This window comes from Moorella sp. E306M (assembly GCF_006538385.1).
In the GTDB taxonomy this organism is placed as follows: domain Bacteria; phylum Bacillota; class DSM-521; order Neomoorellales; family Neomoorellaceae; genus Neomoorella.
In genome coordinates this window covers 2,032,327-2,045,722 of record NZ_BJKO01000001.1, presented here as the reverse complement: position 1 = coordinate 2,045,722, position 13,396 = coordinate 2,032,327, and the positions used below count along the sequence as shown (strand labels likewise).

The 13,396-nt window shown below is 56.3% G+C and carries 14 protein-coding genes and 1 pseudogene; 1 reads left to right on the top strand and 14 read right to left on the bottom strand.

Features of this window, described 5'->3' with window-relative positions:
* Nucleotides 1-10: 10 nt before the first annotated feature.
* The 9 genes from FLZ89_RS10575 to FLZ89_RS10535 all read right to left on the bottom strand — a co-directional run bounded on the left by FLZ89_RS10575 (nucleotide 11) and on the right by FLZ89_RS10535 (nucleotide 8,768).
* A complete protein-coding gene (locus tag FLZ89_RS10575; protein WP_141304938.1) occupies nucleotides 11-1,261 on the bottom strand; it encodes a benzoate/H(+) symporter BenE family transporter in 1,251 nt (416 codons plus the stop codon).
* Nucleotides 1,262-1,349: 88 nt separating this feature from the next.
* Nucleotides 1,350-2,795 (bottom strand): hypothetical protein, encoded by a 1,446-nt coding sequence (locus FLZ89_RS10570; protein ID WP_141265158.1) that lies wholly within the window; start codon nucleotides 2,793-2,795, stop codon nucleotides 1,350-1,352.
* Entirely contained in the window at nucleotides 2,795-3,415 is a 621-nt protein-coding gene (locus FLZ89_RS10565; protein ID WP_141265159.1) for a 4Fe-4S binding protein, read from the bottom strand. Before FLZ89_RS10565 ends, FLZ89_RS10570 begins: the two co-directional genes overlap by 1 nt.
* Before the next feature lie 3 nt (nucleotides 3,416-3,418).
* Nucleotides 3,419-4,438 (bottom strand): 4-hydroxy-2-oxovalerate aldolase, encoded by a 1,020-nt coding sequence (gene dmpG, locus FLZ89_RS10560; protein ID WP_141304937.1) that lies wholly within the window; start codon nucleotides 4,436-4,438, stop codon nucleotides 3,419-3,421.
* On the bottom strand, nucleotides 4,435-5,310 hold the full coding sequence (locus FLZ89_RS10555) for an acetaldehyde dehydrogenase (acetylating) (RefSeq protein ID WP_141265161.1): 876 nt from the start codon (nucleotides 5,308-5,310) through the stop codon (nucleotides 4,435-4,437). The genes dmpG and FLZ89_RS10555 overlap by 4 nt, the downstream gene beginning before the upstream one ends.
* Nucleotides 5,311-5,378: 68 nt before the next feature.
* Nucleotides 5,379-6,152 (bottom strand): 2-keto-4-pentenoate hydratase, encoded by a 774-nt coding sequence (locus tag FLZ89_RS10550; RefSeq protein ID WP_141265162.1) that lies wholly within the window; start codon nucleotides 6,150-6,152, stop codon nucleotides 5,379-5,381.
* The gene (locus FLZ89_RS10545; RefSeq protein ID WP_141304936.1) at nucleotides 6,127-7,047 is read right to left on the bottom strand and encodes a molybdopterin-binding protein; all 921 of its coding nucleotides are present in this window, start codon (nucleotides 7,045-7,047) and stop codon (nucleotides 6,127-6,129) included. The genes FLZ89_RS10550 and FLZ89_RS10545 overlap by 26 nt, the downstream gene beginning before the upstream one ends.
* A gap of 115 nt (nucleotides 7,048-7,162) precedes the next feature.
* On the bottom strand, nucleotides 7,163-7,978 hold the full coding sequence (locus FLZ89_RS10540) for a nicotinate-nucleotide pyrophosphorylase (RefSeq protein ID WP_253256463.1): 816 nt from the start codon (nucleotides 7,976-7,978) through the stop codon (nucleotides 7,163-7,165).
* A complete protein-coding gene (locus tag FLZ89_RS10535) occupies nucleotides 7,959-8,768 on the bottom strand; it encodes an IclR family transcriptional regulator (protein ID WP_253256462.1) in 810 nt (269 codons plus the stop codon). The genes FLZ89_RS10540 and FLZ89_RS10535 overlap by 20 nt, the downstream gene beginning before the upstream one ends.
* Nucleotides 8,769-9,079: 311 nt before the next feature.
* Between FLZ89_RS10535 and FLZ89_RS10530 the strand changes: the two genes are divergently transcribed.
* Entirely contained in the window at nucleotides 9,080-9,910 is an 831-nt protein-coding gene (locus tag FLZ89_RS10530; protein ID WP_141265165.1) for an SDH family Clp fold serine proteinase, read from the top strand.
* 20 nt (nucleotides 9,911-9,930) lie between these two features.
* Here the strand turns inward: FLZ89_RS10530 and nadE are convergent, their stop codons facing one another.
* The 5 genes and pseudogenes from nadE to FLZ89_RS10505 all read right to left on the bottom strand — a co-directional run bounded on the left by nadE (nucleotide 9,931) and on the right by FLZ89_RS10505 (nucleotide 13,318).
* Entirely contained in the window at nucleotides 9,931-10,662 is a 732-nt protein-coding gene (gene nadE, locus FLZ89_RS10525; RefSeq protein WP_172613716.1) for an NAD(+) synthase, read from the bottom strand.
* 313 nt (nucleotides 10,663-10,975) lie between these two features.
* Nucleotides 10,976-11,317, bottom strand: coding sequence for a spore coat protein (locus FLZ89_RS10520; RefSeq protein WP_141265166.1), 342 nt, complete (start codon nucleotides 11,315-11,317; stop codon nucleotides 10,976-10,978).
* 17 nt (nucleotides 11,318-11,334) lie between these two features.
* Nucleotides 11,335-11,535: a hypothetical protein gene (locus tag FLZ89_RS10515; protein ID WP_054935738.1), complete on the bottom strand. Its 201-nt coding sequence runs from the start codon at nucleotides 11,533-11,535 to the stop codon at nucleotides 11,335-11,337.
* Between the two features lie 116 nt (nucleotides 11,536-11,651).
* Nucleotides 11,652-11,837: pseudogene (locus tag FLZ89_RS10510) on the bottom strand (glutaredoxin family protein); the annotation flags it as partial.
* Nucleotides 11,838-11,962: 125 nt separating this feature from the next.
* Nucleotides 11,963-13,318 carry an aspartate aminotransferase family protein gene (locus tag FLZ89_RS10505; protein WP_172613715.1) on the bottom strand — a complete coding sequence of 452 codons (1,356 nt, stop codon included), beginning with the start codon at nucleotides 13,316-13,318 and terminating at the stop codon, nucleotides 11,963-11,965.
* Nucleotides 13,319-13,396: the final 78 nt, after the last annotated feature.

Sequence of the window (13,396 nt, the reverse complement as noted above, 5' to 3'; positions counted from 1 at the left end):
CTCCTATCTATCAGTTAAAATCCTTAGGTTCCACCAGTAGGGAAACTACGATCCCGCCTACCAGTGACCAGAAGGGGGAACTGATCTTCAAGATGGTAATCCCCGACATGGCAATTACCAGGGCAAAGAAGGCGCCGTAGCGGAATTTTTTGGAGGAAAAGGCCAGCTCAAAGGCGCTCAAAAGCACTCCGATCATAGCCAGACCAGCCAGGAGGCTTACCAGTTGCACTGGCAGGGCTTTGACGAAGGGTACTGCCACGCTGGCAAAGAGGCCAAAGGCGCCAAAGGTGAGGCCGTTAACTATAGTCGCAGCGTAGCGGCCCGATTTGTCCGGTCCTGCCTCATCCGAGCTGCAGATAGCCGTCATGGGGCCGGCAATATTGGCGTTGTGACCGCCAAAGAAAGAAGTTATTATGCCGCCAATGCCGCTGATGATAGTCATAGCGTTAATGGGAGCCTTATATCCCTGGGCTGTCAGGACACCATAGGCCTGAGCATTTTCAGCGCCAATTACCAGCACCGCCAGGGGTATGGCAATGGCAAAGAAGGCTCCTGCGGAAAAATCGGGGGCGAAGAACCGCGGTAGTAGCCAGGTTATTTTGACATCAGCAAACTTGAAGCCACCTACTAATAAAGCTACAACTACGCCAACGACCAGGGACCAGAGAATAGGTGACACCTTTTTCGTCAGCCTCTGACCCAGGAAATAGCCTGCCAGGGCGGCGCCGGCTATAACCGGTGCTTGCTGGGTAGAGGTAACAATGCCCGTACCAAATCTGATCATAGCTCCGGCGATCATGGCCATGACTATCGGCAATGGGACCCAGCGCATGGCTTTTCCTATCATGCCGGATACCCCGAGAAACAGGACAAGGATGCCCGCAATCAGGTAGGCACCTACCGCTTCGTTAAAAGAGAACAGAGGCAAAGCTGAAGCGAGCATGACGGCGGCGGGGATGGAATAGGCTCCATTAATGGGCATTTTGTAGTATAGACCTAAAATAATACTAATGAGACCGCCAAAGAAATAAATTGAAAATAACCAGGATATGGTTTGAACATCCGTAAGTTTTGCATTCTGGGCAGCATTCATAACAATCAGGGCAGGACCAGAACATCCGAAAATGGTGGCCACTATCCCGGTGGTGATGGTATTGGCATTTAGTTTACCCCAAAGATTGCGCCAACCTTCACCAAATCCTGGGCCCCTCTCCCATATGGCTTCTTTGGTCTTTGATGGTATCTCGGTAGCTACGGACATTGCAGGTTTACCTCCTTCAAGTAATTTAGCACCTCTCCGGCTGGCCAGCCAGCCGGAGAGGTGTTTTTCTTTTACCTTTTTTGCTTTTTTAGCTTACGGCTTTTCTGAGCACGCTCATGTCTACGCCCCGCTGGCGCAGCCATTTAGGCAAGAGCTCATTCTCTACCCTTTCGCTGACGGCCGGCGCTTTCTTGAGCAGCAGCTCAGCCATGGGCTCGCTGACGTTGATACCGCCCATGGCGCCGTCAAAGATGATGACCTTGCGGGTACCGGTAGTCTTATAGGCAAACTCCATGGCCGCTTCCGTTGTTTCGGCCACTACTGCATGCTTCATATAGGTCAGGTTCTGGGGATCGCGGTTGAAGAGGTCCGCCTGCTCCTGGCCCACTACCACCGTGGGGATGTGCTCACTGAAGAAGGCACTGGGATAACCCGTCCAGGCGTAGTTGTGGACGCACATCTTGATGGCCGGGTTCACCGGTGGTATATCCTCCAAAAGCGGCCTCCCCGCCTTGCCGTAGAAAGCCTCCGTGTACCAGGTATAGGCCGGCAGGGGCATATCCAGGTCATACAGGTCGGTGTTGGCTCCCGCAAAGTTGGCGTATATCACCCCCGCTGAGAAGACATACACCACCGGGCAGGGGAAGTCCAGCGCGGCGATGCACTCGTCGATCTCGCCGAAGAGGGTCATCATCTTGCCGTAGTAACGGCAGCCGATCTGGGTCACCCGGTCGTTCAGGGCATAGAGGTCGCTGTCGGCGTCGACGCCGATGATGCCGTTGGGCGCCACCGTCAGGAAGGAAGCAAAGGCAAATTTCTTCTGGACAAAGGGCGAGTCAAAGATGGCCCTGGCCGTAAAGTTGGCCGCCCGCGGCCCCAGGTTCTGGTGATAGGTGGACCGGGTTTCAATGCGGGCGTAGGACATGCCGAAGGGCTTCACAGCCCGGTCTACCTGGCGGTGGAAGTGGACCTCGCGGACATCGCTGTTATGGGCATGGACAATCCAGTCAGCGTCGTAAATCTTGCGGATGCCATACAACGTGCCGATTTCGGTTTCAATGGGTATCCCCTGGTCTATGGGAGCCACGCCGATGGCCTTGCCGTCAAAGTGTTTATCCAGGCCGTAGCGCTTGATATACTCTTCCGTCTCCCGGAAGCGCAGGCCCACTCCGGCCCTAAGGCGGATATTCTTACACCCCGTCCGGGCTTCGATGACGTCTTTTATTGTCTTTAACATTTCTGCATAGGGTTCGCCGCCTAAAAGGGTAAAGCCGTGGTGGGAAGCCAGGATATTAACCGAGTGTTCCGGCTTGATCTTGCTCATATCGATTTTTTGTAAGGCTTCCTCCGTAGCTTTACGGACGGCAGCGACCCCCCCTTCACCTGGATAAATTACTTCCGGCAGGTCGGGGAAAAGCTCTTTGAGCAGTACAGAGGTCATTCCCGGTAATTCGCAGACCCTGGTTTTAACTAACGCTGGGTCAATACCATACTGGGACTGCCTGGGTGGTATAGGTTTAATGGGAGGTCGCATCAGGAATCCCTCCTTATCTGTACAGGCGCTGCCGCTACCCGGTCCAAGAGTTTGATGTCTTCGTCAAAGTAAAAACCGCGGGTAGCGTATTTGCGCTTGACTTCCTCTGGTATCTCCCACACTGTTACCGTCCGGCCGTACCACTGCCACCCGTCTTTGGGCGGCTCAGGTTTGATGCCAGCCGCTTCCAGGAGACGCAGGATGGGCTGGATACATTCTACCTTGCAGCCGGTACGGGCTCCCGTGAGGAAGGAAACCTCTTCCGGGGAACGCGCCCCCTGCAGGATAGCGGCGGCTACTTCTTCCGCCCGGGTGGCGGTGCAGTAGCAGATGATCTGCTCCGGGTTCAGTTTGGCGCGCCGGCAGAGTTCTTCTATCCGGCCGTAGTCGACAGCACTGACGTCGACTTTGACCACTATCGGCTGCTCCCGTTTCACCATGGTAATGGCATAGTCCGGGCAGCGCTGCTCGCAGGCGGCACAGCCCCGGCAACGCTCTGTATCTACCACAGCTTTCTTGTTTTCTACTTTGATGGCCAGTACGGGGCAGACCTTCTCGCAGGTTTTACAGCCCCGGCACTTGCCGGCATCCACTTCAGCCAGCAAATTGACTACCTTCAAAGCTTAAGCCCCTCCTCTCTTTTGTGCCAACTGGTACGCTACATCAACAATCATATCTTCCTGCCCGCCGACCATCCGCCTCCTTCCCAGTTCTACAAGGATGTCCCGGGGATCGAGGTTAAATTTCTCGGCCGCCCGGTAGGTGTGCAAGAGGAAACTGGAGTAAACACCGGCATAGCCCAGCATCAGAGGTGCGTTACGCACCACCTGGGGCCGGTGCATGATGGGCTCAACGATATCTTCAGCTACATCCATAATCTTGTAGAAATCAATACCCGTCTGGTAACCGGCCTTATCCAGGACGCCCACCAGGGCTTCCGTCTGGGCATTGCCTGCCCCTGCGCCTAAGCCCCGGCAAGTACCATCCAGGAAAGTGGCTCCAGCTTCCACAGCAGCTAAGGCATTGGCCGTAGCCAAGGTAAGGTTGTTGTGAGCATGGAAACCCACAGGCACCTTTACTGCTTCCACCACCGCGCCGACACGGGCTTTAACATCCTCCGGCAGCATGGCCCCGGCCGAGTCGGCGATATTAATATAGTCGGCCCCGTAAGATTCAAAGAGTTTGGCCTGCTCGACCACCTTTTCCGGGGGCACCATGTGGGCCATCATCAAAAAGCCTACGGCCATCATGCCCATTTTTTTGGCGATGCTAATATGCTGTTCGCCGATATCGGCTTCCGTAACATGGGTGGCTACCCGTACAACTTTAGCGCCGCAATCAGCCGCCATCTTCAAGTCCTCGACGGTGCCGATACCGGGCAGCAAAAGGACGGTTAATTTCCCTTTCTTGATAGCCCCGCTGGCGGCTTTGAGCAGTTCTTCTTCACTTACTGCCGACCAGCCGTAGTTAAAGGAGGAACCGGCCAGGCCGTCACCATGGGAAACTTCAATATATTCCACGCCGGCCGCGTCCAGGCCACCGGCAATAGCGGCAACTTGTTCGGCCGTGAACTGGTGGCTGACGGCATGGCTACCGTCCCGCAAGGTTGTATCGACCAGGTGGATGAATTTGGAGTTTTTCATGCTGCCACCTCCCCTGCCAGAATCTTTTGGGCGAGTTTTTCAGCTACTGCTACTGCAGCCGAGGTGATGATGTCCAGGTTCCCGGAATACTTGGGCAAGAAATCGCCGGCCCCTTCCACCTGGACAATGGCCGTTACTTTATTTCCATCTAACAAAGGTGGCACCCGAAGCTGATAGCCTGGTACGTAGCTCTGAATTTCCTTCACCATGGCTTCTACCGAGGCCCGGATGGCCTGCTCGTCTGGTTTTTCTACCTCTACGTAAATGGTGTTGGTCATCATAATGGGTGGTTCGGCGGGGTTCAGGATGATAATGGCTTTGCTTTTTTGAGCTCCACCGACAACCCTCAGGGCTCTTGCTGTCGTTTGGGTAAATTCGTCGATATTCTGGCGCGTGCCCGGTCCAGCGCTTTTGGAGGAAATGCAGGCCACAATTTCGGCGTACCTGGCACCAGCCACCCGGTTGATAGCATAGACGATGGGCACCGTGGCCTGGCCGCCGCAGGTGACCATGTTAAGATTGGGTTCGGCCTTGACCTGGTCCAGGTTGACACAGGGCACGACATAAGGGCCGACGGCGGCCGGCGTTAAGTCGATGGCGATTTTACCGGCCTCTTTTAAAAGCGGGGCGTGCTGCAGGTGGGGTTTGGCCCCGGTGGCGTCGAAGACGATTTTGATGTCCTCTTCAGCCAGGACGGCATTGATACCTTCGATAGAGGTTTTGATACCCATGTTCCTGGCCCTTTTGATGCCTTCCGACTCGACAATGCCAGCCATGAGAGCCATCTCTAAATGCTGGCTGCGCAGGATCTTGTACATCAGGTCGGAACCGATATTCCCCGGGCCGATGACGGCCACTTTTACCTTTTTCACACTCACATCCCCTTTAATTTGAATTGGTTTTCGTTCGCTCACTCCAAACCAAAGTCATTTGATTTTTGTTAAATAAACTTCAGGCTCAGGCTGCCCAGGCCGTGGAAGGACACGGTGAAAACATCGCCGGCGCTGGCGTTTTCGGCTGCCGTGACGGCGCCGGAAAGGATGATTTCGCCGGCCTCCAGGGCGATGTCAAAGGCGGCCAGTTTATTGGCCAGCCAGGCCACGGCTGCCGCCGGGTGTCCCCAGACAGCGGCACCAGCGCCGCTGCTGACCACTTCGCCGTTCTTCTCCAGCACCATGCCGATGAGGCGCAGGTCCAGGTCTTTGATGGGCACCATGCGGCTGCCCAGGACCAGGCGGGCGCTGGAAGCGTTGTCGGCAATGGTATCCGGCAGCTTGATCTTCCAGTCGCGGATGCGGCTGTCGACAATCTCAAAGGCAGGCATGATGCCTTCCGTGGCCCGGAAGACGTCGGCAATGGTTACCCCCGGGCCTTTGAGGGTGTCCTTTAAGATAAAGGCCAGTTCACCCTCCACCCGTGGTAAAAGGAGTTCATCTCGCCGGCAGGGTTCGCCCTCGAGTAGCAGCATGTTGTCCAGCAGGTGGCCGTAATCGGGTTCGTTTACCCCCAGGAGCTGTTGCATGGCCCTGCTCGTCAGGCCGATCTTTTTACCAATGACCTTGTTTCCCCGGGCTTTCTTTATCCCTATGCCGGCCAGCTGGATGCGGTAGGCATCTTCTACCGTTAAATCGGGATAAGTGCTGGTCAAGGGTTCGATTGGGTTACAGCTGGCTTCTGCTGCCAGGAGTTCAGCAGCAATGGCCTGGTAATCCATGTTCGTGGCCTCCTTCTTTCATTACACTGCGCCAGCGTTCCCGCAATGCGCTGGCTATATATTCTGCCAGGTCGTCTTTTCCCAGCCCCTGCTCCAGTCCGGCAAGCAGCCGGTCACAGCCCAGCCTGGCTTCTTCGTGGGGACCGGGCAGGGCTGCCAGGTAGGCCAGGCCTACCCTGCCTACGGCAATGCGTACACCTTCTTTATGGTGACGGTGGTAATCAGGCTTAAACTTCAGGATCCAGGGGGTACAGGCCTCCGGGTCCAGGCGTAAGATGGCTTCAATGCTGAAATCCTTGTCCTCGGCCCCGACGCCTCCGGTGGTGATTAGCAATCCATAACCTTCTTCCAGGGCCCCTTCCAGGCGGTTGGCCGCCGCTATGGCGTCATCCTCCAGGATGCCGCCGAACTTTGCCTGGTAGCCTGCTTTTTCCAGGGCCGTTATAATATAAGGTGAATTGGTGTCTTTGATCTTCCCCGCTATAACTTCGGCTCCCGAAGCAAAAACCATGGCCCGCCGGGCGACAGCCTGGCTGATATCCCGGGCCAGGGTGACCGTTTCTTTCAATACCCGGGCGGCTTCTCCCGGCTCCAGGGCAATTAATCCTAAGACTCCTTCCGAGTGGACAGCGGCTTCCGGTCTTAAAGTTACCCCCGGTAACTCCGCCAGGCGCCGTAAGATTTCCTTCTCCTTGCCGGCTACTGCTTCCGCCCGTACCCTGCGCCGCAGGATATCAAAGGCCACCAGGCCCGGCCGCACGTCCACCACCATCACGTCTTGCGCGGCCAGTTCCAGAGCGGCGGCTGCTGCCGCGGCAACCTGGCCCAGGTCGGCGTCGGTTAGTTCAATGTTATCGATCCAGAAGGTCGTTTTCTCCAGCAGGTCCCATTCCACGGGTTATCCCCCCCTTTCTTTTGATATCTGATCCGGCCCTCTTGCCATATGATAGAAACAGTCTGGTGTATAATTTGCTTGAGTTGGAATGTACAGGAAAATGTAATCCTTCCGTTTATAGCGAAATCCCTTCCACATCCAGGCTTAAATCTAGCAGGGGTGCGTCGATAATGGCCCGGCCGACATCGACGATGTCCGCCCCTGCGTCTATTACCTCCTCAAGGCCTGCCGGCGTAACGCCGCCGGCGAAGGCGAGTTTTACTTTTTCCCGCCAGCCTCCTTGCTGCGCTGCCGTTACCACGTTTGCCAGGTCCTTCAAATGGCCGGTGTCTACCATGATAATTCCTGCCCCGGCCTTTACCGCCGCCTCCGCTTCAGCGGCTATGGGCCGGCCTTCCCCGCGGATTTGTACGACGATCACCCGCTCCGGGTCATAGGCTCGCGCCCGGTCCACCGCCGGCTCGACGCCTCCCAGGAGGCGGACGTAATTTTTATCCAGGTAGATAAAGGGGCGTTCGGTAATGCGGATACCGGCACCTCCGGTGGCGATGGCCTGGCGCAGCTCGCCCCTTATTTCCGGAGCTACCTTTTTCCAGGCACCGCAGACGACTTTTATCCGCTCCCCGGCCTGCCGGACAAAACCGGCCGCCGCCGTGGCCACCCCGGAAGGCTTACCAACAACTCCCAGGAGCATTTCTTCCGCCCGGATAATGGCCGTGGCCTCGCCCCTACCCCGGAAAAGGCAACTGCCAGGCTCCAAAGCATACCCTTCGGGGGCCGACCAGGTTACTTCCAGCCCCAGCTCACCTGCCAGTTGTTTTAACCTGGCCGCCCCGGAGAATATTCCCCTTTCCCGGGCGGTGATGGCAAAGGTCAGGGTATGCCCTGCCAGGGGGGCAAAGAGAAACTCCCTAAGTTCCACTAATATCACTTCCTAAAGCAGGCCGGTATCCCAGCCCGGCCGATATCTCTGCTGCCGTCCTGGTGATCAGTTCTACGGCCAGCTGGAACTTCTCTCCCTCCAGCCTCGCTACCGGGCCGGCAACACTAATGGCAGCACATACTTTGCCGTTATGGTCCCTTATTGGCGCTGCAACGCAGCGCAGGCTGTCCATAATTTCCTCATTGTCTACGGCATACCCTCTTGCCCGTATCTTTTCCAGTTCCGCCTCCAGCCGGCGCGGGTCGGTGATAGTTTGACGGGTATAGCGGGGTAGGCCTTTTGTGGCAATGATGCGCTTCACTTCGCTGGGGTGCAGGTAGGCCAGCAGTACTTTGCCCACGCCGGTGCAGTGGGCCGGCAGGCGCATCCCCACCTGGGAAACAATCCGCAGGGACTGCTGGCTTTCCCGCTTATCAATGTACAAGACTTCCCCCTTATCGAGGATCACCAGGTGGACTGTCTCCCCCAGTTCGTCTACCAGTTTCTGTATATAGGGGCCGGCTACTTTGCGGACGTCCCAGTTATTGGCCACAATATTGCCGATTTCAAAAAGGTGCACTCCCAGACGGTAACGGCCGTCAAAGGGCGACTGCTCCAGATAACCGAAATCCCGCAAGGTAGCCAGCAACCCATGCAGGGTGCTTTTCGGCAAATCCATGGCGCGGGCTATCTCTGCCAGGGACATATCCCGCTGGTTGGCGGCCAGCAGGTCAAGGATCATTAATGCCTTGGCCACCGAGCGAATCCGCGATGGATTATTTTGGTCCTTTATTGCCATTTTGCCAGCCCCCATTCTATATAGCTGAACTAGATTTGATGTATTTAGTATACAATACTTTTCCGTCAGATACTACCCTTCTCAGGCTGGCAATGTTCGGCAATATCAAACCCCATTCTGTATCTTACGTTAAAACAAATTCGCCATTAATTTTGGTATTCCTGCCGTACCATAGCCTCGTTCATTCGGGATTATCGCAAATTTATTTACCATAGCGAAAAAATCACGGTACATTCATACCGGGACTGGCATATCCTGGTGGTAATAAAGGGATAATATTTAGAGGACCGGCAAAAGGAGGTGCCCCGGCCGTGGATTTCCTGAGTATCATCTGGATCATCTTTTTGATATCGGCCTTTTTACCCATGTTGCACCAGCGGCGGATCGAAGCCGCCCGCCTGCATCTTATCCGGGCTTTTGAAAGAAAGAGGAATTCGCGCCTCATTACCCTCATTCATCGCCAGGAAGCCTTGAGTTTCCTGGGTATTCCCCTTACTCGCTACATCAATATCGAAGATTCGGAGCAGCTCCTGCGGGCCATTCGTCTAACCCCCGAGGATATGCCCATTGACCTGGTCCTCCATACTCCCGGCGGCCTCGTCCTGGCAGCTGAGCAGATAGCCCACGCCATTTTAAAACACCCGGCCAGGGTAACCGTCTACGTTCCCCACTACGCCATGTCCGGCGGCACCCTCATCGCCCTGGCAGCCGATGAAATCGTCATGGACGAAAACGCCGTCCTGGGCCCCGTTGACCCCCAGCTGGGCGAGTACCCGGCGGCCTCAATTCTCAAGGTTATCGAGGAAAAAGATAAAAACGAGATTGACGACCGCACCCTTATCCTGGGCGACATCGCCAGAAAAGCCATGGAGCAGGTGCGGGAAAGCCTGGTAGAACTCCTGGCTGAAAAAATGGAACGCCAGAAGGCAGAGGAACTGGCCACCATTTTAAGTGAAGGCCGCTGGACCCATGACTATCCCATCAGTGTTGAGCAGTTAATAAAAATGGGGCTGCCGGTGAAAACCGGTTTGCCCCGGGAAATATACCAGCTTATGGAACTCTATCCCCAGCCGGCCGGACGCCGGCCTTCGGTCCAGTACGTGCCCCTGCCCTACAGCCGCCGCGACGGGGGGCGGCGTTAATATCCGGGAGCACCGGCACCTTAAAAGGGCGGTACCAGGGGCAGCCGCCTTTTGTGGGCACTGCAGGCGGCCATGGCCTCTATTTTCTCTTTCGCCGCCGGCGGCGCTTCTCCCGTCAGGAGATAATGATCCAGGACGGCATAGCTGAGGCCCATCTCGCCCTCATCTGTCTGGCCGGCCCACAGGCCTGCTGAAGGGGCTTTGGCAATAATCCTTTCCGGCAGTCTTAAATGACGGGCCAGTTCCCGTACCTGGGTCTTCACCAGGTTGGCCAGGGGCAGCAAATCCACACCGCCGTCACCATACTTGGTAAAGTACCCCACTGCCAGCTCACTTCTATTACCCGTACCAATGACCAGGTAATTGCGCTCGTTGGCATAGAAATAAAGGGTTAACATCCTGAGGCGCGGCTTTAAGTTAGCCAGGGCCAGGCTCCGCCGCTCAGCTGCGTAAGGTTTTCCCGTCAGCAGCAGTACCAGCTGGTCGTAGACGTCATCCAGCACCACCTCTACCACCGGTAGATCCAGGTGCCGGGCCACCAGCCGGGCGTCCTCTGCATCGCCCGGGTCGCTGTGGCAGGGCATGATCACACCCAGGCAATTATCCGGGAAGGCCTGTCGGCAGAGGGCCGCCACTACGGCGGAATCAATCCCGCCACTCAGGCCGACCACCGCACCCTGGGCTCCGGCCCTTTGCACCTCCTCCTGCAACCAGGCTACCAGATCGGCTGCCATTTTCGTTGTATCCACCATTGTTACCCCCCGGGCCGCTAAACCGGCTCCAACCACAGGCCGGTAGCAGCAGATTTTAGCCGCCGGCTGAGGGCCTCTCCCCGCTGCTACGCACCTTTGCCGCTTATGGCAGCACCCCCCTGCACTGCCGGGAACACCGGGTGACCACACCGGGCGACCGGCTTGAGCAAAAAGCCCAAGCTTTTTATCACTATTTTCGACGTAAAGACGCCAATTCCTGCCGCCAGTTCCCGGGAACTGGCAATCGCTAAGGACCGGCATAAAGATAGCCTCCGAAGTTATTCCCCCGGAGGCACTCTTACGGTTCAGTTACCTACACCCGGTACTGGGGTATTCCGCCACCTATCTGGGGCGCCATCCCCATCTGGGCACCCATCATACCACCCTGCTGGAGCTGCATTTGTTCCTGCTGCAGGCGCTGTTGCAGCTGGGTGATTTCCTGCTGGCTGGCCATGTTGAGCTGGTACCACCCTTTTGCGTGCATAACATCCCACACAGCCTTCAGGCAGTTCTGCTCATCCTGGTAAACGGCCATAAAATCCCGCCGCAGCTGATCGTTGGCGCACTCGGTAATCGCCATATTATAGGAGCTGGTTAAAAGCTTTTCGCTGGCCAAGCAATCGCTGAACATGGTCTTGTCGTCAAAAAGTTGCATGGGCTTGCCTTCCCCCTTTACATCATATGCTGCCCGCCCAGGTGGCGGATCAGGGTATTATAGTGGCGCTGGTGGGCCTGCTGCACAGAACTCAGGACCTGCTTCAACTGGGGATCGCTGCACTGGGCCGCATAAGCCCCGAATTTCCGGATCATCAACAATTCGTTACTTAAATTTTCCCGGAGCTGCATTAATTCGGCCTGGGTTAAACCAGCCATCGTATGGCCTCCTTCCGTATATTTAATTTTACCAGGGATCATTTTTCCCCACCGTCTGGCGCCTATACATAAAAATGGCAACCAATAAAAACCAGGCCGGGGTACTTACCCCGGCGTTAATGAAATATTTTATTCAAGCGATTTTCATCAAACCCTACAATTACCTGTCCGTCAACGAACAGGGTGGGCACGGCGGCCAGGCCGCCATTACGCCGGCATAATTCCTCCCTGGCCCGGCCATCAACGCTAATATCCTTTTCTTCATAGTTAACGCCATGCTGGGAAAGATACTCTTTCACCGTCTTGCAGGTGGGTCAGGTCGGAGTAGTGTAGACGATTACATTATCTGGCATCAGGCTTACCTCCCGGAAGACTTTTTTCTTAGTCTGCCGGGAAGCCACCAACTTTATGCCTTCCGTATAACCTTCTATTTGCGTTTCAACAGGGAACCCAGGACTGTTTTGGCGCTGCTTAAAGTTACACCAATAAAGCCGTACCCGCGCAAGATAGTTTCCAGGGCCGCCAGCACCTGTTCTATGTCCTCTTCGGTGACAATCAAAGGCGGTTCCAGGCGGATAACATTGGGGTTATTTAACGTATAGGCCGTAATCACCTGATGTTTATTCAACAGTTCCCCGGCCACCAGGGACCCGAAATATTCCCCGGCCAGCTCATTAACCTTACCCCGGGTAAGCTTGTCGAGCCACCCGCCCACGGGTTGGTTAAACTCCAGGCCGATGAGAAGGCCACGGCCGCGGACGTCTTTAATGAGGCTATATTTCTCTTTAAGCTGACGCAGCCGTTCCAGGAAGAAGCGCCCTCTGGTTGCCGCCTGACCCGCCAGGTCTTTATCCAGGATGCCCTGCAGGGCCGCCAGGCCGGCAGCCGCCGCCAGGCTATTACCGCCAAAGGTGGAAGTGTGGAGCAAAGCTTTATCCATACTACCGTAGGCTTTATCCCAGACATCCGGACGGGCAATGTAAGCGCCGACTGGTATGACGCCGCCGCCCAGGGATTTGGCCAGACACATGATATCCGGTACCACACCCTCATGCTCGCAGGCAAAGAGATAGCCCGTCCGGCCAAAGCCCGTCTGGATCTCATCGATGATTAACAGACTCCCGTAGCGGTCGCAGAGGTCCCGCGCCCCCTTAAGATAGCCGTCGTGGGGGACGATCACACCCCCCTCACCCTGGATGGGTTCAACGATAAAGGCGGCCACATCACCACCGGCAAGTTTGGCCTCCAGGGCCTCCAGGTCATCATAGGGCACCGCTTCGCACCCAGGCAGTAAAGGAGCAAAGGGACGCTGGTATTTCTCCCGCCCGGTGACCGACAGGGAACCAAAGCTTTTACCGTGGAAGGAATTGCGGCAGTAGACGATCTTTTCCCGGCCGGTGGCGGCGCGGGCCAGCTTCAGGGCGCCCTCCACGGCCTCGGTACCGCTGTTGCAGAAAAAGACCCGCTCCAGATCGCCGGGCGTCACCCGCGCCAGGTTGTGGGCCAGGGCCGCAGCCAGGGGGTTTAAAGAGGCCTGGAGGATATTGGGCCGTTCCAGGACTCTTTTAACGGCGGCCAGCACCTCCGGCGGGTTGTGACCTAGATTGAGGGCGCCATAGCCACCCAGGAAGTCCAGGTAGCGCTTGCCCTCCCTGTCCCAGACGGCAACTCCTTGCGCCCGGACAAAGGACTTGTCAAAATCCAGCAGGGCCAGCATCCCCGCCAGGCCGGGATTGACATAGCGGCGATATACTTCCCGCGTCTCCTGACGGGAAAATTCCATAGCCTCTTCCAGGCTGTATAACTTATCCTCAGCCAATCTCTTCACATGCCTTTCAATAAAATGACCTCAAGAGCCTCT

Excerpts from the sequence above, each read along its gene's own strand:
- FLZ89_RS10570 (WP_141265158.1), bottom strand. The coding sequence starts at position 2,795 with ATGCGACCTCCCATTAAACCTATACCACCCAGGCAGTCCCAGTATGGT.
- FLZ89_RS10535 (WP_253256462.1), bottom strand. The coding sequence starts at position 8,768 with ATGGCAATAAAGGACCAAAATAATCCATCGCGGATTCGCTCGGTGGCC.
- FLZ89_RS10520 (WP_141265166.1), bottom strand. The coding sequence starts at position 11,317 with ATGCAACTTTTTGACGACAAGACCATGTTCAGCGATTGCTTGGCCAGC.
- nadE (WP_172613716.1), bottom strand. The coding sequence starts at position 10,662 with ATGGTGGATACAACGAAAATGGCAGCCGATCTGGTAGCCTGGTTGCAG.
- FLZ89_RS10550 (WP_141265162.1), bottom strand. The coding sequence starts at position 6,152 with ATGGATTACCAGGCCATTGCTGCTGAACTCCTGGCAGCAGAAGCCAGC.
- FLZ89_RS10515 (WP_054935738.1), bottom strand. The coding sequence starts at position 11,535 with ATGGCTGGTTTAACCCAGGCCGAATTAATGCAGCTCCGGGAAAATTTA.
- dmpG (WP_141304937.1), bottom strand. The coding sequence starts at position 4,438 with ATGAAAAACTCCAAATTCATCCACCTGGTCGATACAACCTTGCGGGAC.
- FLZ89_RS10575 (WP_141304938.1), bottom strand. The coding sequence starts at position 1,261 with ATGTCCGTAGCTACCGAGATACCATCAAAGACCAAAGAAGCCATATGG.
- FLZ89_RS10505 (WP_172613715.1), bottom strand. The coding sequence starts at position 13,318 with ATGGAATTTTCCCGTCAGGAGACGCGGGAAGTATATCGCCGCTATGTC.